Source organism: Herpetosiphon gulosus (assembly GCF_039545135.1).
Classification (GTDB): Bacteria; Chloroflexota; Chloroflexia; order Chloroflexales; family Herpetosiphonaceae; genus Herpetosiphon; species Herpetosiphon gulosus.
This window is the reverse complement of record NZ_BAABRU010000013.1, coordinates 108,132-132,987: the sequence shown is the minus strand read 5'-3', so window position 1 is coordinate 132,987 and position 24,856 is coordinate 108,132. Positions and strand designations below refer to the sequence as shown.

Annotated in this window: 18 protein-coding genes; 9 read left to right on the top strand and 9 right to left on the bottom strand. The window is 48.5% G+C overall.

The genetic code is table 11. The annotated features are described in order from the left end of the window. Window positions 1-120: 120 nt before the first annotated feature. The 4 genes from ABEB26_RS17950 to ABEB26_RS17935 all read right to left on the bottom strand — a co-directional run bounded on the left by ABEB26_RS17950 (window position 121) and on the right by ABEB26_RS17935 (window position 9,939). Window positions 121-1,503: a vWA domain-containing protein gene (locus ABEB26_RS17950; RefSeq protein ID WP_345723415.1), complete on the bottom strand. Its 1,383-nt coding sequence runs from the start codon at window positions 1,501-1,503 to the stop codon at window positions 121-123. Between the two features lie 103 nt (window positions 1,504-1,606). After that, window positions 1,607-2,542 carry an AAA family ATPase gene (locus ABEB26_RS17945; RefSeq protein WP_345723414.1) on the bottom strand — a complete coding sequence of 312 codons (936 nt, stop codon included), beginning with the start codon at window positions 2,540-2,542 and terminating at the stop codon, window positions 1,607-1,609. Window positions 2,543-2,791: 249 nt separating this feature from the next. Beyond that, a complete protein-coding gene (locus ABEB26_RS17940) occupies window positions 2,792-5,830 on the bottom strand; it encodes a hypothetical protein (protein ID WP_345723413.1) in 3,039 nt (1,012 codons plus the stop codon). A 26-nt stretch (window positions 5,831-5,856) separates the two neighbouring features. Next, the gene (locus tag ABEB26_RS17935; RefSeq protein ID WP_345723412.1) at window positions 5,857-9,939 is read right to left on the bottom strand and encodes a tetratricopeptide repeat protein; all 4,083 of its coding nucleotides are present in this window, start codon (window positions 9,937-9,939) and stop codon (window positions 5,857-5,859) included. Window positions 9,940-10,090: 151 nt separating this feature from the next. On the opposite strand from ABEB26_RS17935, the gene ABEB26_RS17930 reads away from it, so the two are divergent. Next, the gene (locus ABEB26_RS17930; RefSeq protein ID WP_345723411.1) at window positions 10,091-10,939 is read left to right on the top strand and encodes a glycosyltransferase family 2 protein; all 849 of its coding nucleotides are present in this window, start codon (window positions 10,091-10,093) and stop codon (window positions 10,937-10,939) included. Continuing rightward, window positions 10,936-12,036 (top strand): glycosyltransferase family 4 protein, encoded by a 1,101-nt coding sequence (locus ABEB26_RS17925; RefSeq protein WP_345723410.1) that lies wholly within the window; start codon window positions 10,936-10,938, stop codon window positions 12,034-12,036. The genes ABEB26_RS17930 and ABEB26_RS17925 overlap by 4 nt, the downstream gene beginning before the upstream one ends. Here ABEB26_RS17925 and ABEB26_RS17920 read toward each other — a convergent pair. The 3 genes from ABEB26_RS17920 to ABEB26_RS17910 are packed head-to-tail and all read right to left on the bottom strand — an operon-like array spanning window position 12,022 to window position 14,611. Next, on the bottom strand, window positions 12,022-12,615 hold the full coding sequence (locus tag ABEB26_RS17920; RefSeq protein ID WP_012187601.1) for a histidine phosphatase family protein: 594 nt from the start codon (window positions 12,613-12,615) through the stop codon (window positions 12,022-12,024). The two genes, ABEB26_RS17925 and ABEB26_RS17920, sit on opposite strands and share 15 nt — an antisense overlap. A 21-nt stretch (window positions 12,616-12,636) precedes the next feature. Then, window positions 12,637-14,052 carry a hypothetical protein gene (locus ABEB26_RS17915; RefSeq protein ID WP_345723409.1) on the bottom strand — a complete coding sequence of 472 codons (1,416 nt, stop codon included), beginning with the start codon at window positions 14,050-14,052 and terminating at the stop codon, window positions 12,637-12,639. Between the two features lie 34 nt (window positions 14,053-14,086). Continuing rightward, entirely contained in the window at window positions 14,087-14,611 is a 525-nt protein-coding gene (locus tag ABEB26_RS17910) for a VTT domain-containing protein (RefSeq protein ID WP_345723408.1), read from the bottom strand. 446 nt (window positions 14,612-15,057) lie between these two features. On the opposite strand from ABEB26_RS17910, the gene ABEB26_RS17905 reads away from it, so the two are divergent. Further along, entirely contained in the window at window positions 15,058-15,861 is an 804-nt protein-coding gene (locus tag ABEB26_RS17905) for a toll/interleukin-1 receptor domain-containing protein (protein WP_345723407.1), read from the top strand. Window positions 15,862-15,869: 8 nt separating this feature from the next. Further along, the gene (locus ABEB26_RS17900; protein WP_345723406.1) at window positions 15,870-16,388 is read left to right on the top strand and encodes a hypothetical protein; all 519 of its coding nucleotides are present in this window, start codon (window positions 15,870-15,872) and stop codon (window positions 16,386-16,388) included. A gap of 199 nt (window positions 16,389-16,587) precedes the next feature. Here ABEB26_RS17900 and ABEB26_RS17895 read toward each other — a convergent pair whose 3' ends face one another. Further along, the gene (locus tag ABEB26_RS17895) at window positions 16,588-17,895 is read right to left on the bottom strand and encodes a nuclease-related domain-containing protein (RefSeq protein WP_345723405.1); all 1,308 of its coding nucleotides are present in this window, start codon (window positions 17,893-17,895) and stop codon (window positions 16,588-16,590) included. Between the two features lie 156 nt (window positions 17,896-18,051). On the opposite strand from ABEB26_RS17895, the gene ABEB26_RS17890 reads away from it, so the two are divergent. Further along, window positions 18,052-18,831, top strand: a complete 780-nt coding sequence (locus ABEB26_RS17890) for a type III pantothenate kinase (protein WP_345723404.1) — start codon at window positions 18,052-18,054, stop codon at window positions 18,829-18,831. Between the two features lie 311 nt (window positions 18,832-19,142). On the opposite strand, the gene ABEB26_RS17885 is transcribed toward ABEB26_RS17890, so the two are convergent. Continuing rightward, on the bottom strand, window positions 19,143-21,245 hold the full coding sequence (locus ABEB26_RS17885; protein WP_345723403.1) for a glycosyltransferase family 39 protein: 2,103 nt from the start codon (window positions 21,243-21,245) through the stop codon (window positions 19,143-19,145). Between the two features lie 429 nt (window positions 21,246-21,674). On the opposite strand from ABEB26_RS17885, the gene ABEB26_RS17880 reads away from it, so the two are divergent. The 4 genes from ABEB26_RS17880 (at window position 21,675) to ABEB26_RS17865 (ending at window position 24,853) form a co-directional block, all read left to right on the top strand. Continuing rightward, on the top strand, window positions 21,675-21,971 hold the full coding sequence (locus ABEB26_RS17880; protein WP_345723402.1) for a hypothetical protein: 297 nt from the start codon (window positions 21,675-21,677) through the stop codon (window positions 21,969-21,971). A gap of 214 nt (window positions 21,972-22,185) precedes the next feature. Beyond that, complete coding sequence (locus ABEB26_RS17875) at window positions 22,186-22,851, top strand: pyrimidine 5'-nucleotidase (protein WP_345723401.1); 666 nt, start codon at window positions 22,186-22,188, stop codon at window positions 22,849-22,851. A gap of 129 nt (window positions 22,852-22,980) precedes the next feature. Then, window positions 22,981-24,354, top strand: a complete 1,374-nt coding sequence (locus ABEB26_RS17870) for a phosphotransferase (protein WP_345723400.1) — start codon at window positions 22,981-22,983, stop codon at window positions 24,352-24,354. A 16-nt stretch (window positions 24,355-24,370) separates the two neighbouring features. Further along, the gene (locus ABEB26_RS17865) at window positions 24,371-24,853 is read left to right on the top strand and encodes a PaaI family thioesterase (RefSeq protein ID WP_345723399.1); all 483 of its coding nucleotides are present in this window, start codon (window positions 24,371-24,373) and stop codon (window positions 24,851-24,853) included. Window positions 24,854-24,856: the final 3 nt, after the last annotated feature.

The window sequence follows — 24,856 nt, the reverse complement described above, 5'->3', positions numbered from 1 at the left end:
TAGCTCACACTTGCCCAACGAACTATAGCACAGGTTAATTGTGGATTAAAGCAACCACAGAGGGGATTATTTTTGAGGATGCATGAGCCACCTACGGCCTATAGGTGGCTCGCTAAATAGCTAGTTAGCCAATAAGCGATCAACTGCAGCAGTTAGTTCAGCGAGGTTGGTCACGAGGTGTACTCGGTCGCAAAGCGGCGCATAGAGCTGCATATCGCTATCGCCAGTGCCCCATTGCCAGCGATCTTCGGGAGTAAACCAGATTAAGCGCTTGGCATGGCGACGAATTGTTTGCAATGATTCCAGCCGTGGATTGTTGAAATTATTCCGACCATCGCCCACAATAATCACCGTAGTACGCCAATCGACCGTACTAAGATGGCTATGCAAAAAGGTATCGAGGCTGTGGCCAAGGTCGGTGTTGTAGTAGCCAGGTGGGATACTTTCGAGCACATCATTGACGCTAATATCGGCGCGGCTATCATTCAATTGCTCAGTAATGTCGTGCAAATTGGCGATAAAAGCAAATGAATGGGTTTTACTAACTTGATCTTGCAGTTCATAAATCATGCGCAGCATAAATTCAGCTACTGGCCGCATCGAAGTTGAAATATCGCAGATGATTACCAACTTAGGTTTTTGCTGCTTTTTACGATATTCCAATTTCATTGGCACACCGTCGTAGCGCATATTGTTGCGCATGGTGCGTTTGATATCGACCTGACCTGCTTTATCGCGTTTTTGGCGCAAAGCCGCCCGCGAACGCAACAACGCTGCTAAACGGCGCACTTCTTGGCGCATGCGTTGCAGATCAGCATCGGAGAGCGAGCCAAATGGCCGATGTTGCAGATCATCGCCAGTTTGCGGATTGTAGTCGTTGCTCATGCGCTCGGCCAAGCCCGAACCAACGAATTGGCTAATTTGGTCGCGCAGAGCTTGGGCGTTGCCCTGCATTTGCTGCATAATTTCAGTCAAGGCGGCGGCATCCATCCCGCCTTCTTCTAATTGTTTGAGTAAAGCTTCCAGCGCTTGTTTAAATTCATTCAGGCCCATTTGTTGTTCCATGCGCCGTTCGACCCAGCGGCGTTGGTTGAGCGATTGAATGTGATTAATGCCCGAGCTACGCGCCAACGCCGCCAATTCCTCTGGCGTGAGATTTTGGCCATCCATTAGGCGTTGCATTAATTCGCGAATACGTTCGCGTAATTGGGCAATTTCTTGGCGCAATTGCTGTAATTCGTCGGGATCTAACCCGCTCAAGCCATTGGCTCCGCTGATCATCGGAGCATCGCCATGGCCAAAAAAGAGCGGAAACAGTTCCTCAAATTGGGCTTGCTGGCTCGCATCTTTGACCAAGGTCGCCAACAGCGCATCGTGAAAAAGCTGGCGATCGCTGATGCCAAGCTGCTCTAAGGCGTTAAAACTATCAAGGCTTTCGGCGAGCGACACACGAACTCCGGCTGCTCGCAGCGCCTTGACAAAGGCCACAATTCGTTCATGCATCGTAAAAACCCCCTTTTGAAGGGATGAGGGATGAGGGATGAAATAGCTTTGAAAAAGCTACCAAATGAGCATTGTCGTGATGCTAAAGATAAGGTTTCATCCTTCATCCTTTCCTTCGTCCTTCGTCGTTGCGGTTGCGGCCTGTTTGAATGGCGCGTTGAGTGCGTTGTAGGTCGCTTTCATGCTTCAAGAGCACAGTCATGGTTTGATCAAGCACATCCTGATCAAGTTGTTTGGCGTTGAGCAGCACCAAAGCCCGTGCCCAATCCAGGGTTTCAGAGATTGAAGGCGACTTTTTGAGATCAAGATTGCGCAAGCGTTGCACAAACTCGACCGCTTGGCGGGCCAATTTGGCTCCCAAGGCTGGCACTTTCATTTCAACGATTCGTAATTCTTCTTCGAGCGAAGGATAGCCAATAAATAAGTACATACAACGCCGCTTGAGGGCTTCGGAAAGTTCACGAGTATTATTGCTGGTCAAAATTACGATTGGCCGATGGGCCGCTTTGAGCGTGCCAAGCTCGGGCACAGTAATTTGAAAATCCGACAGCACTTCGAGCAAAAAGGCCTCAAACTCAGCATCAGCTCGATCAATTTCGTCGATCAAGAGCAGCGTAGGCTTGGGATTGAGAATCGCCTTGAGCAAGGGACGTTGCAATAAAAAGCGCTGCGAGAAGAACACTTCTTCTTCGGCGGCAAGGCGATCGGCGGCGGAGCGCAACGAATCGGCATCTGAAAGCAAATTATTGAGCTTATCGCGCAGCAGTTGGGTATACAACATTTGCTTGGCATATTCCCACTCATAGAGCGCTTTGGTTTCATCAAGCCCTTCATAGCACTGCAAACGAATCAACTCGCGGCCAGTTGCCGCAGCCCAAGCCTTAGCAAGCTCAGTTTTACCAACCCCGGCTGGACCTTCGGCCAATAACGGCTTTTCCAAGCGATCAGCCAAATACAACACCGTAGCAATTTGATCGGTTGGAATATAACTTTGGGCGATCAGCCCATCCTTAACAGGTTTAGTCGGTTGCTCTTCCATAGGTTTCGTACTCCTGTAGGCTTGGCGGAAACTGGGTGTAGCTGAGGCAGAGGTAGGGGTAATAATCACACAGAGTTAAGTGTAGCACTTTTTTGATCAAATGCATGGGAAGATCCCTCACCCCACCTCACATAGCCTACTCCATCTAACCTAACGCCCCTCTCCCATCGCAGTGGGAGAGGGGTTGGGGGTGAGGGAATGCTGGCGGGTTTCTATATAAGACGAGGGCTAGGGGTGAGGGGAAACTAGCTAGCGGTTGACATTTACATTGGGTAAATACATCTCATAATCAATATCGAAACGCCCGCCATAGGTTTCAACCCCGACATTACCAGCCGCATCCTCAACTTGAATCAGCAGTTGCAATGGTAGATAGGTATTGGCGGGCAGGCTACCTTCAATTTGCCAGCGTTCAGTTGTGCCAATTTGGAAGGTGCTCATGCTAACAGTTTCCCAAGCACCACTATTGGTTTTGATAACCATCTCAGCATCAAGCTCATCGCCTGGGCCATCACCATCGCGTTCGATTACGATTGCGCGAATTTTGCCATCGCTGGTGCGTTGAGTATCACGCACGATTGGATCAAAAGTATCGTCAAGCAAATCGTCATCAGCACCATCACTCAAATATTTCAGTCGCAAGGTAATTGTACTGAATTGGCGTAACTCGCCACCCTCGGTATTACCCTTGAACTGAGTTGGAGTTAGCAAGAGCTGCGAGAAACGCCGATCTTGGTTGAGCGGCCCATCATCATCAAGGTTATCGCTCTCGAACACGCTATAGCTAAATGGTTGGTCGGGATACCAACGATCAGTAAAATCGAAGGTTGGTTCGTGGCTCAAATAAATTTCATCGGTGATCAAACGGGTAATAACTGGATTAAAGGTCGCAGCAGTGGTGGTAGTTCCACCAAGGAACTGAATCCCCTGAATGCGCTGCTCGCCGAAACCATCGGTCAACGACAGTGGAATGCTAAAGTTGGGTAATGATGGCAAGCCTGCCGCATTGACCAGTGAGCTATTAAACATCTGACCAGTTAATAAGCCCTCAGTATCGTTGACCACGGTTGCCTGCGCCCTAAGAATTTTTCCACGCGCATTATCTTGGGCAGTCGTGTAGTTAATATTAAAGGTAATATCACGATCAATCGCGCGATCAGTGACGGTTGCTCGATGGGCAACTGATGGTGGGCAGGTCAAACAGGCAAAATCTTGGCGATCATTTGGTGGGAAGGGAATTTGATTGGGTACCCAAACCCGAATCATTGGCAAACCATACAAGGTTGATTGCAACAGCACTTTTTCATCGTAGACACTGAATGTGCCTGGTGTGCCTTCACGTAAGTAGCTGCGTTTGGCCCGAACTAAGGCATAGCCAACAGGCATGCCCCCATAAAACCCTGATTGATTTTTCCACTCACGGCCAATCTCCAGCGTAAATTGGGCCATGAGCTTTTCCGAATAGCCAACTAAATCGCTATCACCATAGCCAAAGCCAGTATTGCCAATCCATGCTCCATGTTGCTTCATATACGCTTGAGGAAAGTCGATCGCAACTGGATTCGTGAGGCCACCAGCAACATCGTTATCATAGACACTATAGCCTGAGTGGCAGCCAACGCTATAACCTAAACGATTCCGTTGATAGGCATCTTCAAGCGCAACCGGACTGAAAGGATGATGATAGAGCAACGAGGCCGTCACAACATCGCTTGAGGTTTCAAAATTGGCCGGAATCGCCTGATAGTGGGTAAAGTGGGCATTAATTGATTGGGCTGGATAGGGTGAGTTAGACATACCATTATCAACATCGGGCCACCAAATATCAAAAAGATCATCAGCATCCCATGTATCGCTGATCAAGCCAACCGGACGCGCACCGACCAAGCTTGTCAACGTTCCCGAGACAACCTTGGCTTGATCGAGCAAGAAATCATAGCCTGTCACCAAATTGGCTTGTTGCGGTTGAGGATTTAAATTAATCATGCTGCCACTCGGAAAATCGGTATGCTGGTTCATGCTCTTGAGATATAAATGAATTGCATCAGCACCTTCGACTAAGCGGCCTACGCTGAGTTCTGGAACCCATAATTGGCGACCACGATAAGGAATTGGCTTGATTGCACCATAAATATTATCAGTCAAGATTGTTTTATATTTCATGCTGCTAGCAGTAAAGCTATTAGCATTAATCCCTGAACTCGCCAGATAATCGCCTTCATTGGCAATCACAGTTTCATCGGGCACGCGATAGAATGGTACGACGTAATCGCCGCCAACAATCGTGACATAGCGTAAGCTTGCACAGCGTCGCGCATATTGAGTAATCAGATGGTGCACACCTTCAGCAATCCGATTGGCATAGAATGGATTGGTGCGGTTGGCATCCCACTGCGTTGATTGATTGCTAAATGCATTACTTGGCTGAATCCACGAGATATTGGCCAAATCAAGCACCAATCCGCTTGTATCGCCTGGCTTCGATGATAGCCCTAAAAGTTCAGTATAAACACTGGTATTGTAGGGCGCGAATGTTTCATAAATATTAAAGTAATCACTATTGGTGATATAGAGTGAGCGTTTGCAATCGGGTGGCTCACTTTGGTTAATCATAAAGGGAATTGGCAATGGTTTGGTCAAATTCTGGTCGAACACGGCTTCGATTGCCAAGTTATAATCGCCTGACTGATCCTCATCAAGCGGATAGACCAGCACATAATAGGAACCAGGTGTCCATAGAAAACTATTAATACTGGCATCGGAATAGCCATTTGAGCCAATCGCATTCAAATTGCCAATCGCATTCAAATTGCCAATCGCGTTCAGGTTACCAATCGCGTTCAGGTTACCAATCGCGTTCAGGTTACCAATCGCATTCAGATTGCCAATCGCATTCAGATTGCCAATCGCGTTCAGGTTGCCCAGTGAAACATGACCAGTTTGGGTGATTGGCTTGGCTAAATCATAAAATAAAGCTACTTGATAATCACCAAAGGTGTCGGTAAGACTAATCGCCAAGGTCGTTGCAGGCCGCACCGTAATTTTATACCAATCTAAATCCTCACCATCATCGAGCTCACCAGCTATATCACAAATCGTAATGCTCGGCCAAGCACAATCATCGGACAAATCATGGGCATTTTGCCAGGCATCGTTTGATTCGATTTCGGGCACTGGCACAAGGCTGCGAAGTACTCGGGCCGAACTCTGGGGTGTTGGCTGATAAGCCGTCAAACTTAACAGCAAAACACATATTCCCAGTAAGCGGACTTTACTGAAACGGCGCATAAACCCTCCATCGCGAAAATCTGTTGCTAAGCCTTGGTTAACCGGGCTAGTTGATTCTGATAATTAGCCATGCGCTGCGGATCGTTGATCTGGGTCAGAGCGATCAGTTGCTCCAAACAGCGTTCAACATCAGCTTGGTTATCGCATTCTTGCAACAACTGGAGTGCTTGTTCCGCAGCATGTAGGGCTGGATCATAATGGTCTAAGGCCAGCAGAATCTTACTTTGAGTCAGTTGGGCTAGGCCTTCATCGGCTTTGGCTGAATGTTGGCGAGCCTGTTCCAAGGCAAAATCACAATAATCTAAGGCTTTGGCATAGTTGTGGCGGCTATAAAAAAGTTCAGCATAAATCCGATACAGCTCGGGTAAAAATGAATCGACATGGATTTCATCAAAAATAGCGCGGCTGCGATCGAGCATGGATTCAGCGGTGGCGCTTTGGCCTTGAGCAAACAGCGTGTTGCCCATATTCATCTGGGTGACGGCGGCTCCAAGCTTAGAGTTAAGCTTGTTCCAAAGCTGTAAACTTTGGTTGAAGGTCTCTAAAGCTTGGTCAAATTGCTGAGTCTTGCGATATAACTCACCAAGGTTGAGGCTAACGAGTGCTTGACCATAACTATCATTGATGGTCTTTTTGATGTTCAAGGCAGCCTGATATAGGGCGATTGATTCCTCCCATTGTTCAAGATCGCTAAAGTTGATCGCGGCGTTGTTGTAGGCATCGGCCAAACGCGAAATGTCATTGACCGCCTGATATAGTTCGATCGATTTAGCCAAATAGCCAACTGCCTGCTCACGCGAGCCAAGCACGCGATAGGTTCCGCCAATCAGCAGATAGGCGCGGGCTTGTTCTGGTTGGGCATTTAATTGTTCGGCAATTGCTAAGGCTTGCTCCGCCCAGGTAATTGTTTCATGATAACGACCTTGGCGTTGATGCAGCCCCGAGCCAAGCAATAAGGCCCGTACTCGCTCCGCCGATTGACTTTCGCCCAACAAATCGAGTGCTTGTTGGAGATGCTCAAAGGCTGGCTCGTATTCGCCGCGCCGTTCGTAAATTGTGGTGATATGGCGCAAAATCCGTGCTTCGCGGCTACTGCTATAAACGCTACTTTGGCGTAATTGGATTTGGGCTTGAGCGAGAATTGGCAAGGCTTCAGCATAATCACCAGCCTGCATCGTGACGTAGCCCAAACGCTCAGTCAGCTCTTGCTCCAACGAGCGATCAAAGGCGCTCAGATTGGGCAATAGCTCAAGGGCATCACGATAATGGGCACATGCCTCGGCGTTGTAATAACGTTTTTGTGAGGCGATTCCAGCTTCGCGATAATAGCGCACTGCTTCATGCCAAGCCTCGGCTCGAGCATAATGCCGGGCCAAAATCGGCAACACATCAACCAAATTTTGGCGATGGACTTCTTGAATCCGCGCAGCCACTCGGCGATGCAAATCGCGGCGGCGGGCATACAAAATGCCTTCGTAGGCCACATCACGAGTTAGCGTATGTTTGAACAAATAGGCCAACTCGGCGGCAATATGGTCGGGCAACACTACATCAGCATTGGTCAAGCGATCCATTTGATTAACTAAATCGTCGTCGTTGGTAATGCCACGCAAAATATTTAGTTCAAAGCGTCGCCCAACCACCGAGGCCACTTGAACAGTTTCGCGAATCCGATTATCCAGCCGATCCAAGCGTGCTGTGATGACACCCTCAATCGTGGTTGGCAAGCTATCAAGTTCGCCGCGTAAATCCCAGCCATTGGCAGTTTCGACAATGACACCTTGTTGAATCAGGCTGCGCATCATTTCTTCAATGAAAAATGGATTGCCCTGGGGATTGAAAAAACGCTCATCGCTGCGTCGCCAGCGTTCGAGCAAGGCCGTTGGCAACGGGGCATGGCCAATAATCGCACTGGCAAGCGCTTCACTTTCGGGCATGCTCAATTCGCTTAACTCAAGATGGACTGTTTGCTCAGGCCAAGTCATGGCCGATAAGCCCTTGGTGCGCGAACCAATCAGCAAGGCAATCGCTGCCTGATGGGTATGTTTGGCTAAGCGTTCAAGCAATTGGCGTGATGAGGCATCGATCCAGTGGGCATCATCCCATAAAATTACTAGCGGAGTGATGTTGGCGCTGGCGAGCATCAAGGCCACTACCAATTCAATCGTTTGATCATGGCGCTGTTCGGGCGCTAGGGCTTGGGTTAGCTCGTTTTCAGCCAAGCTCACATGCAAAATATCGCTGAGCAAGGGCAAAAATCGCTCTAATTCGGGCACAAGCCGATTGACCCGCTGGCTGATAACTTGCACCAAGCGTTCGCCATTCAGGCTGCTGCTCAAGCGTAATACTTGACGCAAGACTTCGCTGGCCGAGGCAAATGGAGTTGTTTGCTCATACAACTGGCATTCAATCGTAATTGGCATAAATTCGGGCACATTCAAGTTTGGGTCGAACGAAGCCAACGACAAACGGCTGAGCAATTCTTCGAGCAAGCGCGATTTGCCAATGCCAGCCTCACCGAAGATATTGATAATTTGGCCTTGACCTTGCAGGGCTTGAATGCTGATGCTGGCTAATTGTTCGAGTTCTTGCACCCGCCCTACCAAATCGGCCCGCATGGTTTCGCGCCGCACATTGTAGGCTCGATCAACCCGAGCCGGCTCGATAGGTTGGCTTTTGCCTTTGAGCGGCAAGGCTGGCAGGGTTTCGTAGGCAAAGGCATGGCTGGTAAGCCGCTTGATCGTGGGGCTGGCCAGCACTTCGCCATAGCGACAAACACTCATCAGGCGCACAGCAGTATTGACTGGATCACCCATCACGGTATATTCGCGGCGGGTTTCGCTGCCAACAATTCCCGCAAACACATGGCCTTGATTGATCCCAATTTGTTGATCAAGCAAGGGCAAGCGTGGGTCGTACTGTTGAATCAGGGCATTAATTTCGTTCATGGCCGATTGCATATCAAGGCCAGTGCGCACTGCCAACTCAGTATCATTTTCGTTGGCAATCGGTGCGCCAAAGATCGCCAGCAATTTATCGCCATCGGCGGCCATATCGAGCTTATTGACCACCCCGCCATAGTGATTGACGATTTGCTGCATGCGTTGGTAGTAGTGGTTGAGCAATTGGGTTGCGCTGGCATCATGACACAATTCGACAATCGTGCTGAAGGGTGCAATATGGGCAAAAACAATCGTGACCAGCCGAATTTCGCCAGTTCTGCTGGCGGCGTTACTGAGCAATTGCTCTTCGCTCATGCGTTGAGGCAACAAACGCTGAATGCCTGCATAGATGCTGGCAAGGGCTTGAACATCGGCTAAAGTGATGGTTTGCGGGATGCTGGGGGCTTGACTGGTTGATTGATAAGGCGGATGTTCGAGCGCAGTTGTTAAGGCCGTAAATGGATTCATGGGATCAGTTGGTAAGCCCAGCAAACGCATGGTTTCTTTGGAACAAACCACCTCGCCAGGTCGCGCCAACTCTTGAGCACGCGCCACCAAGTTGACGGCAATCCCAGTCAGCATCAACTCGGCATGTTGTTGATCGCCCAGCAACGCCGCAAAAGCCTCGCCGCTATGCACGCCAATGCGCAGAGTGAGGTTAAATTGGCCAGCCCGAATCTGGATTTTACCCAAGGTTGCCATTGATGCTTGCATGGCTTGGGCGGCGTGGGCGGCATACAAGGCATGCTGCTCGCCAAGCTTAGTTTGATCAAAAAAGGCGGTGACTGCATCGCCGCCAAATTTAATTAATGCACCGCCGTGGGCCTCGATATCAGCCACCAACTGATTAAACAAGCGGTTGATAATGCTGGTTACTTGCTCAGCCCCCTCTTTGCCCAAACGGGTTAGGCTTTCGGAAAGCGCAGTAAAGCCCGAAAGATCGGCAAATAGCAACGAACCCAACCAACGTTCGCCATAGGGAATTGGCAAATCGCCGTGTTTTAAGCGCTGGACAATTGGGTCGGGTACATAGCGCTGCAATTGCTGAATCCGTTGGTTAAGCTGACGATACACATCATCGAGCTGTGTTTGGGTGGGCGTTACCTCGGCCTGTTGAACTTGACGCAACAATGAGGCAAATTCTGACGATGGGGGCTGAATCGACATGGTATAAACCTTAGCAAAGTATCAAGCATCAATCACTATTCAAATGCATTATAGAGGGTTCTGGCAACAAAACAACGGGACTCTAGCAGGTATTTCTTATCACCATGGTATATTAACCGCAGCGTTGCTGGTTTAGCTGAATGGATTGGTTGTGACAGAAATTCCCCAAATTGCTGTGGTTATTCCGGCCTTGAATGGCGAGATTACGGCCTTGCGGGCCTCGATTGCTCGCCAAACCTGGCAGCCCTGCCAAATTGAGGTTGCGGTTGGTGTGCGGCCCAATGGCAAAGCCCGTAATACTGCCACCGTGCGCACAACTGCGCCCTACCTCGTTTTTATTGATGATGATGCGATTTTAGCCAATGACGATGCAATTGAACAACTGGTTAAGCCCTTGCTCACCGATCCAACGATTGGTGTAACTGGGGCATCCAAACAGTTGCCGCCCGATGCCTCGGCTTTTCAGCGCTGGGTCGCCCGTGAAGTTCCGCGCATTGAACATGCCGTCGTGCAATCGCCACTCGAAAGCAACCCCGATCCGCCTTCGTTTTATTGCGAATTAACCACAACTTGCTGTGCTATGCGGCGTGAAGTGTATGATCAAGTTGGTGGGTTTAACAACGAATTGATTCGCGGGGTAGATACTGAGTTTTTTACCCGAATTCGACGGGCAGGCTATCGTTTTATTTTAGTACCCAATACCTGGACGTGGCATCCGGCTCCCGCTAATTTGTGGGCACTGTTGCGCAAACACTGGTTGTATGGAGTTGGTCATGCCCAAGAGGTGCGGCGCGACCCAGCGCGTGGGCGGGGGCGGGTGCTCAAAACGCCGTTGCATGCCTTGGCCTATTGGCTGCTGCGCACGCTGATTTTGCCGATTAATATTTTTCTGCCCTACTCGTTTGCTGCGCCATCGTGGCGGCCCAGCTTCAAGCCCTTGAAGGCATTAACCAGTTATGTGGGAGCTCTGGGCTACATTTGGGGTTGGTATCAGGCATGAAACAAGCAACAATTGCCCTCGATTTACGCGTGCTCGATGACCATTTTCCTGGGATTGGGCGCTTTTGCTATGAATTAAGCTTGGCTTTATTGCAAGCGCCAATCGCTGAACACTTGCATTTAATCTTACCACAGCAACCACGTACCCAATTTGACCTAAGGCCATTACTGCAACACCCGAAGGTTTCGCGGGTTTCTCATGGCTTGTTTAGCGTCGGTCAACATCGCGAATGGCGCAGCTTGCTGAGTGAAATTAATGCTGATCTGGCAATTTTCCCCTATTACATTCGCCCATTGTTCCAGCCTTGCCCCAGCCTGACATTAATTTACGACACAATTTCGTGGCGCGTGCCAGCGACATTTAGTCGCCGCAAACGTTGGCAAATTGCCGCCTTGCATCATATGGCGATTCAGCAATCGGCGGCGATTGGCACAATTTCGCATTCAGCAGCTAGCGATATTGCCCAGTTTTATGGAGTGAAGCCACAGCGTTTGGCCTATTTGGGAGTCGGCATTTCAGCCCAATTTCAGCCCCAGCCTGCCGCTGCAATTGCAGCGCTACGCGCCAAATACGGCTTACCAGAGCGCTATATTGTGTATATTGCCTCGGATAAACCACATAAGCAAATCGACTTTTTGCTTGATGCTTGGCAAGTTGCCCAAACTGCTGAGGTTGGCTTGGTGCTTGGCGGGCGGTGGCGCAACCCTGCGAGCGAGCAATTACTCGATCATCCCGCCTTGCAAGGGCGCGTTTGGCGAATTGCCGATGTGCCCGAGGATGAATTAGCCGCGTTGTATAGCGGAGCGTTGGCGCTGGCATTTCCTTCGTTATATGAAGGCTTTGGCTTGCCAGCGCTTGAGGCGATTGCCTGTGGCACACCAGTTTTGGCCCAAAATAGCTCGTCATTGCCCGAGGCAGTTGGGGCGGCTGGCTGCTTGTTGCCAAACGATCAAGCAGCATGGGTTGACGCATTAGAGCGGATTTGCCATGATCCGGCATGGCGCGAAAGCTTGGCCGCTCAAACCAGTGCTCAAACTGCCAAATTTAGCTGGCAGCAGGTTGCCCAGCGCCTAGGGCAATTGCTAAATACTCTCTAATTCAGAAATTCCAGTATTGTCGGTGCTGCGTCGAATGATTCGCCAGCCACCATGACGTTGCAAATAACGCAGGGTCATCCAAATAAACGCCCGATGGGCCACGACCACAGCGCGAGTGCTGGGCGACCATTGCTCAAGCATGGTATTCCATGCTTTGATCACGCGGCGTTGGGCGACCCACCAGGTTTCGCCCCACAGTGGTCGATGCGGAATTAATTGTGAGAGATAACCGCGAATATACATTGTGCGCAAGGCGCGATGGCGTTCGCGGCGCATCAGAAATGGCACAATCGCACTAATTTCATGCAATTCGTTGATCGTTTGGATTGGCAGCCCAACCCGTGCCGCGATAATTTGGGCCGTATCGAAGGCACGGATATAGGGGCTACTATACAAATGGGTGGGCTTGAATGCGGCTATTTCCTCGGCAACAGTCGCCGCCTGTTCACGGCCCAAGGCAGTTAATGGTGAATGCTGGGCATGCTCCAATAACTGCCGAAAATCTTCTAGTCCAATTAAACGTTTTAAATCAGCGGCATTTTCTTCCGATTGACCATGCCGTATCAAATAGACCCGCATGATTCCCCCACAGGCTAACACTTATTCGCCAATAGCTAATGGCGTATATTGTTTATACCTGAATGGGTCGGGAAATGCTAGTGCATGCAAGTTTGGATCGATCATGCGCACCGTGCTGCTATTCGATGGATAGCCATCAAAATTGAAAATATTCAAGCCACCAGCTAATTCAGTTATCCCAACCGAGGTCATCGTTTTGTCGTCGCCTTGGCCACCAACCATGCGAAAGATCGTTAAATCGCTGGTACGGGTGCTACCGATGATCGGATCGGTGTTGCTGCGTAAACGGGTGCGTACTTGTGGCTCGCCATTTTGTTGGCCAACCGTCACGTTACCAACCACAATTGCCCGATGCGCACCGGAAACAATCAACAAACAATTAGCCCATGAGCTAAATTCGCTATTGCTGAAAAAGCTGCTCAAATCGTTCATACTAGTGCAGGTACGAAATGGGCTAATGCTGGGGAAGATCAACACTACCAAGCTTGAGCGTGAAAGGTAGGCTGCATCACTGCCATTGCCATGGCCTAAGAAATTAATCGTATGGTTGCCAGCAGTTAAGTTGAAGCTCGCAGCAATTGAAGTTGAGATATCGTTGCCATCAACTTGCTCCGAATTCGGTTCAACGCTATCAACATCAACATAACGATCAGTGCGAACATCGCCAGTGGTGGTCTCATCAACGCCTAAGCGGAATTGCAACGCTACCTCATTGCCTGGAATGGGTAGAGCTGAGCCATCGGCACTAACAAATACCGTGCTATTACTAGCTAGATTGAAGCTACATGAACGGATCGTGCTGATAGTTGGGGTTGCTCGCCATACGCCTAAGCCCGTATCGGTAGCACAAACCTGAATATTGGCCGAGTTGGTTGGGAAAGCTAAGACGGTTAACTGGGCATTGTTTAATGTCAAAGGGCCATAGCCAACAAAGCCCCCAACTAAACTTACTGTGTGTACTCCGGCGCTGGCCGTAAAGACCGTGGTGCTGGCAAAAATGCTCGTTTCGCCAGTGTTGAGTTGACCTAAAGCGTAAACATTGCCCCAACGTGTACTGCTTTCGCGCAAAACCTCATCAAACGTTAGGCTAATGCGGCCTTCATAGGTATTGGTGACCGCATTGGTTTGCATGCTGAAACTACCTGTCGCCATCACAAAAACCATGGCCGCTTCGGGCACATAAATTTCGCAATTGAGTGCAGCAGTATCTTCGCGCACACTACTTTGCCAATTCTCGGCATTGGCGGAACACGGAACGAGCCATTCAGTGCCACCTTGAGGAGCAGTGCTACGCAAAGGTTGGCGATTGCTCAATGTTGGTTCGGGCCTAATTTTTGGCGATAGCGGTTGTTGGGCTTGGCTTGGCTGTACCACAACTAACAGCAACCCCAGCAAACTAAGCAATCCTAATGTACGAAACGTTCGCAAATGATGCACATGTTCCTCCCTTCCAAAAAAGATGACCCTGGCATCAAGTTGTAGATTGACCGATCAGCGCAAGGATGGTAAAGCGCACAATTTTACCAGCACAGCATGCCACTAAAAATTTATACCATGGCATGCGTGCGATCCCTGCGGCTATGCCTGCAAGATCCATCAGTGGATTCGGTAGGGCTGCTAAGCCAAAAATTGCGAGTGCTCCCCAACGTTCAACGTAGCCCTGAATCCGCGTAAAGCGTTGTTGATCAAAGGCACTACGACCTGCCCGCCCGGCAATATAGCCAGTTAGCTCACCGATACCAGCCCCTAACCCACTGATAACTCCTACCAACCAGGGATTGAGGGTACGGCCAGCAGCGAGGGCGGTCATAAACGCTGGCGCGGGCACAACCACAGTTGCATTGCCCAATAGCACCAGCACAAACACTCCAACATAGCCATATTGACCAAAATGGCGAAAATCAACCAGCAACAACCCCAAGCTGATCACGATCATAAGCACAATGGTAAGGAGTGCCCGCAAGCGGTTGGGCTTTGGCATCGCTGGTGTTGTCATCGACTGGCTCTTTCAATTCTAGCATTCATTGCAACTGTTGCGCATAGTACTATCCATTGATCAGTTGCTAGTTCTTAGGGGCCAAAAATAGTTGCGAATGTACTGGTTTGGCCCAAACTTAAGGCATAGCTATCGCAGGATCAAGACCATTATGCTTGATTGTAAGTCAAAACGAGAGCATAGAGCAAAGAACATAGAACGTATGGGTTGGGGATTGGTTGGTGGGAATTGGGAGCAAATTTAACCCACAGGCTCAGAGGAACAATGAAGACCATAAGATCAACTATAGAATTTGAAGATTGGTTGAAAGGAAGAGTAAAATCAAATATTAATTAATAAGGTTTTTCATTGACCATATCTCATAGAAACATCAAAAATCTTATTGACTTATATACTTTGACAGGCTATTATTGCGAATAGTTTGTTTTGATGAAAGGATGATCTCAATGGCACAGGTTTTTCTTAGTCATAAAACACAAGATAAAAAGTTAGTCCTCGAAACTCAAAAATATCTGTCACAGTGCCTTATCTCATCTTGGATTGATATAAATGATATCCGTGATGGAGCTAGTTTAACGCCAGAGATACTTCGCGCAATCAATGAGTGTAAATATTTTGTAGCATTTATATCACATGACTACATTCGTTCTAATTGGTGTAAAGAAGAAATTTTTCAAGCTAAACAGCTATCCATAGAAAATAAAATTACTATTATTCCAGTTTTATTATGCAGTAAAGATGATCTGCACTTAAATAATGTAGGAGATGATGTTAAATATGTAATAGAATCTCTAATTAATAGAAATAAATATATAAATTTTGATATATATAACCAAAACAAAAGTAATAATGAAATCATTGAAACTATAAGTGAACACAATAAGATAAAATTTAGTCCAATAAATAAATTCGATATTGAAGGAACTTACTATCAACAGATAGAGTTTGAGATAGTAGGTGGAACGCTTCCTGTAGACTTTTTAACTTCCTGGAAAATAGATATTGAAGCTGATTTCTTAAATACGAAAGATCAAAGAAATACAAATAAGCCAATTATGATAGGCGTTAATCTACTTATTAAAGGCAAGGGTCCCATATGGATTTATTCTTACTTCACAATTCAATTCAAAAATATATGTCCTGTATATATATATGATTTAAATTCAAATAGATATATTTGTGTTTATGATAACAATAGAGATAAATTAAATAATAAAATAGGTACCTCATTGATTTATAATAAAAAATAGGAGTAAAAATGAGATTACAAGGAGTAAAAATTAATATCAATTTACCATTTATTGGTAATATTGAGGGTAATTGGGAGCCTAACCAAGCGGAACGAAATGCAGCATGGGAACTATACGTTGAGTTGGTTACACGTATATCAGCCGCAGAGCTAAAACCAAATGAAGGATCATTACGCGAAGCATTAACATCGCTTTACTCTGTTTTTGAAATCACTCGGAGCATACTACGAAAGTATGGCCCCGAAATAGCCCTAAATTCAAGTGATAATAATATCTCACTTGCTTTTATTGCTATCTCAATTTTGAATACTGTTATAAGGCCATTTCTTGCAAAATGGCATCCTTTATTGAGTGATTACGAAAACTTGAGATCTGACGGGATATCAAGCTTAGGACATGAAAATAGTTGGGATAGATCTGATGAACTACGGCAAGTATTGAATGGTATTCGTTTGATCCTCATAGAATACACCGATATTCTTGCTGAAATTTCAGGGATTCCATCATTTACCTCCTATTTAGATTAATTATCTCAAAAGATACATCCTTAAAGGGTCGTACCTCGTTTTGTATCCTTAGGGGATTGGATTTAATGTAGAGAGTGTTGGGCTATGGGAACATTTGGTCGTATCGCAAAAATTTTACTAGCTAATAGCCATTCGCCTAACACTTCGTGTAACTTCGTGCCCTTCGTGGATCAAAAACGAAATACCCGATCCCCAACCGCTACTTTTTGGGCACTTGTACCGTCCACAATTGGCCGCCGAATGGCTCGTTGAGTAGCTCAATAGTTAGGGTATTGGCATTGGGATTAACTGTGCGTGGAATGGTTACGGTGCCGCTGCTGATTTTGCCGTTGCGCACGCGAATGGTTTGGCGTTCCTCGCGTAGGCGATAAACAATGCCACTGGTATCGCTCACCGCAATATTATTATTGGTCAGGCCTAATTGAACAATGCCTGGCGTGGTATTTTGCACGCTCCAGTGCAACACGATTTGGTCGGCACAAAATTGCACCCGATCAAGCGTTACTGCCACAAATTCCGCTTCACTGGCGCGACTATCGACCGTATACCATTGATAGGAAATTGGGTCGCGGGCCTTACGAATCGTTTGCCCAAAGGTCGTAATACAACCACTTGGAGTTGGCGAGGCTGCCGGAACTGGAATTGTGCCATAGACCTCAGGGGTTGGCACATTCGAGATAATCGTAATGTTGCGACCCTGAACTAACACCAATATCAACAAAATTGAGACAACCGCCCAGCCTAGCACATTGAAACGGGTGCGTAACGAACTATCGCGCAAGCGTTCGGGCCAAGTTTTGGGCAAAGCTGGCTCGATCACCGGTTCAGGCACGGCAATCGGTTCTGGTGACGGGGCAGCTGGTGGCGGATCAGAGGGTGTATCATCCCAAGCAGGCATCACTCCCGCCACCAATTGATTAACTTCTTCCCAGATTGAGCAATTCAGCAAGCGTGGAATTTTGAGCATTTCCTCATCGGTGAAATGAATTTCATCGGTGCGCTCAGTCACCAAGTGGGTTGGTAATTCATCCAAGCCTTTGACGTTAACCCGCCAATCGAGATTAATTTCCGAGCCACGCTCTAAAATAGGCGAGATCACGATTAGACGTTTGCAAGCCCGAAAATCGGTTTGACTAGCTTTTTGCTCTGACATAATTTCGTGCTGATGGTCGTGCAAGAAATTGCGGAAGGCATAGTAATAGGCAATCACCTGGTTGTAGGGGTTTTTGCGGCCTTGATTGAGCCATTTGACCGAACCAGCGCTACTGACGACCTTCCAGCGCCCATTGACCGAACCATAAACCTTGCCATCGCAATGCTTCATTTCAAGAATAAAGACTGCATCGTTCTTCAACACCACAAGGTCAATGGTATGGCCACCGACGCTAAAATTTGCCAGCATGACATAAAGCCCTTCCAAGCGGTCGAGACCGTTGGCTAAGGCAATAATTGCTTTACGCTCATTGGGGTGTTCGGGCTTTTCGCCAATCCAAACTTGAACGGCCACGGGTACGCTCCCTAGCCAAAAAAGAGCCAATTCTGTGCTTATATTATCATTGTTTAAGCGCTACGTGCATTGACGAATTGTTAAAAATAGTTGAAAAAGCAAAAGTATGCAATAATGGATTGGATTTTTGATTCACGCTGATGTGGAAAAAGCAGAATGTTAATAACAATCGATATTGGCAATACCAATAGCAAAATCGCCGCATGGGATGGCGATCAGATGGTGGCGCATTGGCGTTTATCAACCCAACGCCAAAAATTAACCGATGAATATGCAGTGTTGGTGCGTAGTTTGTTCGAATTGCGTGGTATTGCGATCAATCAAATTGAGGGCTGTGCGATTTCCTGTGTTGTGCCGCCTTTAACCAGTGTATTTAGCGAGTTGAGCCGCACCTATTTGAATGTTGAGCCAGTCGTGATTGGCCCAGGCATCAAAACGGGCATGCGCTTGTTGATCGATACGCCGCGCGAACTGGGAGCTGATCGGGTTGCCAACTCGGTTGCCGCCTTTCGGCGCTATGGTGGTCCAGTCATCGCGATTGCTTTTGGTACGGCGACGGCCTTTGATGTGATTTCGGTTGAGGGTGATTATATTGGTGGGGCGATTGCCCCTGGCATCGGGATTTCGGCTGATGCCCTGTTTCGCGCTGCCGCCAAGCTCTATCACGTTGAGCTAGCTCGTCCGCCACGGGTGATCGGCAAAAACACCTCGCACTATATGCAATCGGGGATTGTTTTGGGCTATGCAGGCTTGGTCGAAGGCTTGGTCACGCGCATGTGGCAAGAGTTGGGCATGCGTGGGACAGTTGTCGCAACTGGTGGTCAGGCTGAAGTGATTGCCGATATTATTGCTGGTGAAACCCATGTGATTGATCATGTTGACCCATGGCTGACCCACGAAGGCCTCAAAATGATTCACGCGATGAATCGCCAATAGGTTATGCCGTGGGCGAGGGGAGCTTACAGCAACGCTGCTGGGCTGGATGACTGGCCAGCATGCCGACCGGTGGTGCATCCTGCCCGATCGCCACCGACCGCCAGCGATCCGTCAATAGCGGTGGCCGGGCGAGCCACCGCCATTGACGGATCGGCTGGTGGTCGCCGGAACCACGGTGCACCGAACGTGGGCGATGACGGTGACGCGGGTGGACACCTAGGCATCGCCATACCCGAACACAGGGTGCTACCCTTTTCCCAACCTGTCTGCCCTTAAAACTCGCTCGGCGGGAGAGGGGTTTTTGGTTAATTTTAGGCGTTGCCACAATCGTATAAGCTAATTTGCATCGCCCCAAAACCACCACGATTTTGCGTCGTTTGGTTTGGGCCAACGCTCGTACCACCTGGCGCACCACTATTTTGGGTGGTTGTATCAAAGCCAGCTACAATTGTGCAGGAGTTGTTGATCCAGTTTGAGAGATCAGATTGGCTGTTGCTGCCAGCACCAAAGCCATTGCCACCATTACGATTCCAATAGATATAGCGCAATTGATTATTCGCTACCATTGTAATCAACTGCTCCTTAGTTAGCACATTGTCGATGCCCATAAAACCACCTATATACAACACCGGTCGCCCGGTTGCCAGCACATAATCTGAGCCTTGCATCGAGCTTGGCACCGCCAGGAGATATTCCACAGCTTGAGTATTAGCTTGCAGATAATCGATCAAAGTTTGATTGACGGTCAAACCGCCATTATTGGGCGGCCCTGAAACAACCCCGCTATAGGCACTTGGCAACGATTGATTGGCACTAGCGTTCATGGTGGTGTAACCCGACCAAACGCTGGGCGTAATCAGTAAGCCAATCAACAAGCCGCCGAATGCCAATTGGGCTAGGCGTGAGGTTTGGCGAATACAGGCCCAGAGCAACACTCCAACACCCAGCATAACCATGATTACGCTCAAACCCAGCCACCAGCTATACTCAACAAACGCCAAGGCCGTCGTTTGTTGTAAACCCAAACTGGCTAGCACTGCCAGCATTAAGCAGGCACTAGCGGCCCAGCGATTGGCTTGCCACCAGCGCCAAAACTCGACCACGCCAATCCCAATCAAGGCCGCCAAGGGGGCTGCCAGCATTGAAAGATAATATTCGTGGTAAAAGCCAGCGATACTGAAAAAGATGATTGCGGTCAGCAGCCAACCGCCCCAAAGTGCCGCAGCGCCGTGTTTAGCCCCAACTGGCCAGTCTAAACCACCGCGTGCCAACAGTAATAGCAAACTAGCCAAGCCAAATGGCAACAACCAACTAACTTCTTTGCTCAGCGGCGTGCTAAATAAACGATCAAAGCCTTCTTCGCTACCACCAGCAATTGCCGAGGAACCACCACGGCCAGCATTCGGGCTAGCTTGGTTGGGTGGGCTGGAATTGCCATTGCCTAGGTTTGGTTGGGCTGGCTGAGGATTTGCGCCAGTTTGATTATTAGGTGGAGTGAAATTGCCATTGCCACGTTGCGGAAATGTGCTATTGCCGCGCTGCCGCATGCCACCAGCGGCCCCACCACCAGCATTCATGCCCTGTAAGCGCTGCAAACCGTTATAGCCCAACATCAAACTGAGCACCGAATTATCGCCGCTGCTGCCAACATAGGGCCGCTGATCAGCAGGCGTGAGATCGACTGCTACTGCCCACGATAAACTAACCACCGCCAAAACCACGCTTGCGACCACTAATTGCACGATCGTGCGCCACCATGGCTGCTTGGCACTGACGAGATAAAACAGATAGATCGCGGGCAAGGGCAAGATTGCTTGGAGCATTTTGATATTAAAGCCGATGCCGATCAGCACTGCACCCAAGAACAAAAAGCGCCATTGAGTAGTTTCGCTGGCTTTAATAAAGGCCCACGTCGCGAGCAACAAACAGAAAATCAGCACGCTATCAATCGTATTATTGCGGTCGGTAGCAATCACCACGGGCGTGACTGCCAAACTCAAGGCGGCCACCAATCCTGCCACAACCCCAAACTTGCGCCGCACCAAGTGGTTCAGCACAATAATCGAGCCAAGCCCAGCCAAAATCTGCGGCAACAACACCCCAAAGGCATTTACGCCAAAAATAGAGGCTGAAGCCACTTGCAGCCACAAACCAACTGGAGGCTTATCGATGCTAACTGCAGCGCCAGGCTCAGCCGCCACAAAGAAAAAGTTATGCCACGATTGCAACATACTGGTTATTCCAGCGCTGTAATAATGGTTGACATAGCCTAATTCGCCTAAATTGGCTAAACGCAAAGCCGCCGCTAAAACCACAATCAAGGCCAACGCCAACTGTGGCCAAGCATCAATCAAGCGAGCTAAACCTTGACGGGGGTGCTCAGTGGCATGCTGATCAAGCGAGAGTGCACTCATGAAGCTCGTTCCTTCCTTCGCATATGCCACACTGGTTGTGGCTAGCACGCAGCTTTGTTGCTGTTGTCCAAATCAGCCTTAACAAACCACAAACCTTTGAAAAATCGATGAAGAAACGCTGGCGGAATAGCACTTGCTATCGAATAGAGAGGTCAGGCGACAAACGGATTGCAACCGCGAAGAACACGAAGAGCACGAAGTTGGGGAATTGGTAGTGACAACCAGCAATTAGGCTCACGGGACGAGTAACCCAAGTATTGAAAAGTGATCAGGTTGTCGTTTGGCTAAAAAGTAGGGTACTATACGTTTGCACCCCATAGTTCACCCTCAACCATGCGGAGGTAGATATTTGATGATCGGCGGTGGCTCGATTTTTAGCCTGACCGCTAGCCCCTCTCCTTGCGAGAGGCAAGCATAAAGGAGCAACCCATGATGCAAGAATACGACTTAAGCTATCAACGCCAACATGATCTACTTGAGCATTTGGCCGAGCTAGCGAACTGGTGGCGCTTTGCCAACACTGCTCGTCGCCCAATGTTGGTCGAGGCCTATCACGAAACCCTCGATGCCCTCTATACGGCAGGCTGGAACGCCGAATTAGCGCCGCAACAATTGTTGCCACCATGGCTGATGCCCGATTGCTACCTTGCCAAACACCCTCACCCCTGCGCCAACGATCCTCAATCACTCCACGATTTATTTGGCGAGCGCGATTGTAGTGCCTAACCGCGATTGATCGGGAAAAGCCCAATTTGCAACGACGCAACTCCTCGCAACAGCCAAAGGTTTAGCCAAACTAAGCCCATTTCTTAACATGCCATTTACACAGGCCTCTTGATCTGCGTGATAGACTAGAAAAACCCTCAATTTGAGGTTTTGGCTGATCGCTTGATGTATTGAGGTATTGTAACCAGCACTGATGTTGTCGAAGGAGGCTCCAATGACGCTTCGTTTTGCTTTGTACGATTTAGATAACACCCTTTACGCTGACTCATCGGGGCTGATGGAACAGATAAATGATCGGATTGGGTTGTTTTTTCAAGAGCATTTAGATTTAGCGGGCGAGGAAGCCCAACGCTTGCGCCAACATTATTATGAACAATATGGCACAACCTTGGCGGGCTTACAAAAACACCACGGTGTTGTCGAAACTGAAGAATATTTGACCTTTATTCATCAATTAACGCTTGATGTGCTGTTGCCTGATGATGGTACGTTGCATGTTGCGCTGCAAGCCTTGCCCTTGCAAAAAGTGATTTTCACCAACTCGCCGCGTGAACATGCAGTGCGCGTGCTCAATCGGCTTGGCTTGCACGACCATTTTGAGCAGATTTTCGATATTCGGGCTTTTGAATTTTTGGCTAAGCCCGATTTGAATGCTTACCACACAGTTTTGAGTTCGCTAAATGCTCAAGGCCATGAATGTGTGTTGTTTGAAGATACCATGGCCAATCTGGCTCCCGCCAAAAGCCTCGGCATGACTACGGTGCTGGTTGCGCCTGCTGACACCCAACATCCCTTTGCTGATATTATTGTGCCGAATGTATTGGCTGGCACCTTGGCAATCCACGAACGCTGTGGTGTGCCGCTCGATTTAGCGGCCTAGTAGCCAAGATAGGTATCAGATGTATCACTCCTAAGCAATAGCAAGCAAATTTAGCGTCTTAAGCTTGGATGTGCGATCCAAGCTGATTTATTGATCGCATTCAAATGCTATTGCTTAGGAGTTTTTATTATGAACGCTGAAACCACCTGGATGGTTAATTATCGCCTGATTCTTAGTGATCCTACTGACAAATATCTCTTTTTATTGCCCAATACCAACCAGTTACGTTTACCTTCATGGCAAATGCCACTCAGCCACTTTTGGCAAGATGTAGCCCATATCAATGCTTGGGTTGTCGCCCATTTGGGCTTAACCACCCGCGTTTTGCGCTGTATACAGATTGATGATGATTTTACGCAGCACCAAATGACCCTTACATACACGCTGCTTGCTGAATCAATCCAGCCCATAGCAACCGCAGCTTGGATGCTCATCGATCAAGCCATTAATGATCAACAAGTTGATCCAAGCCTAGCCCTGCTGTTGACTAAATGGCAGACCCAGTACAAAACTCCAACTCTGCCACTGCAAGAAGTCCCGTGGTATCAAGCCAATTGGGGGCCAGCCGCATTTGCATGGATCAACCGTGTTTTAGCGCAGGCTGATATTCAGGCACTTGGAGAAATTCAGCAACATCGCACTTGGAACCGTTCCAGCATTTGGCAACTTGCCACAACCCAAGGTCGCATCTTTTTCAAGGCACTCCCGGCGATGTTTGCTCATGAAATACGCTTAATCCAATACTTACAGGCCCACGAACTAAACCATACGCCATCAGTGTTAGCGCTTGAGCCACAACAAGCCTGGATGCTCTTGCCTGATTTTGCAGCACCAACCCTCAATCAAAGCACCAACCTTGAGCAATGGCAACGCAGCCTTGAAGCTTATGCTCAATTGCAAATCCGCCAAATTCCCAAACGTGAGCAGCTTGCAGCCTGTGGCTTAGCAATTCGCCCGCTAAGTTGGCTAATCGATCAGATTGAGCCATTGCTTAATGACCATCAAGCGATGCTCTTAGACCAATCATGGGGATTAACATCGGCTGAATTAGCACAACTCCAAGCAGCGATTCCCCAATTAAAGGCCGCTTGTTGTAGCTTGCAAGCCTTCAATCTTCCCGATACGCTTGAACATGGCGATCTTGGAGCAAGCAATATCATCATTGCAGCACAACGTACAATTTTTACTGATTGGTCGGATGCTAGCATTAGTCAACCATTTTTTAGCCTTGGGCTGCTGCTTGAAGGTATTGAGCAACGATTTAGCAGTATTCTGAATGTACGCGAAACCTTAATTCAAAGCTATCTTAATATATGGGTTGAGCAGTTTGGGCTAGAGTATGCTCAATTGCGGCAAGCCTATCAGCACGCCGCGATCTTGACACCAATCCATCAAGCTCTAACCTATCAGCATTGGATCAAGCCCTATCTCTATGCACCATGGGAGATGGAAGCAATGATACCAGCCTACCTGCGCCAATTAATCTCACTGCTCGAATGCTAGTACCCAAAGGATTATTATGGACACATTGAAACAAGCTCAACAACTTTTAGCCCGCATGGATGAGCGCGAACAGCAATTAGCCTTGACCTTAATCAAACGCATCGGTAAGCACCAAGCCCATGGAGCAGGTTTTACTTGGAGTTTAGGCGTGGTGTATGAGGATGTTCAGCCTGGCTTCTCACGCTGCTCATTGCAGATCGACCCAGGCCATTACAACCCCGCTGGGATCGCCCACGGTGGCGTAGCCTATAGCCTGTTGGATACAGCCATGGGCGGCGCGTTTTGGACAGCACTCGAACGCCCATTGGGTTGCGCCACGCTTGAATTGAAAATTAACTACCTGCGGCCAATTGTTGATGGAACCATTATTGCCACCGCCGAATTAGTTGAACGCACCACCCGTTTTGGCATTTTAACCGGGCGGGTGGTTAACGAGGCTGGCGAGTTATTGGCCTTAGGTCAAGGCACATTTGCAATTATCAATTATCCCAAGGAGTGAGCA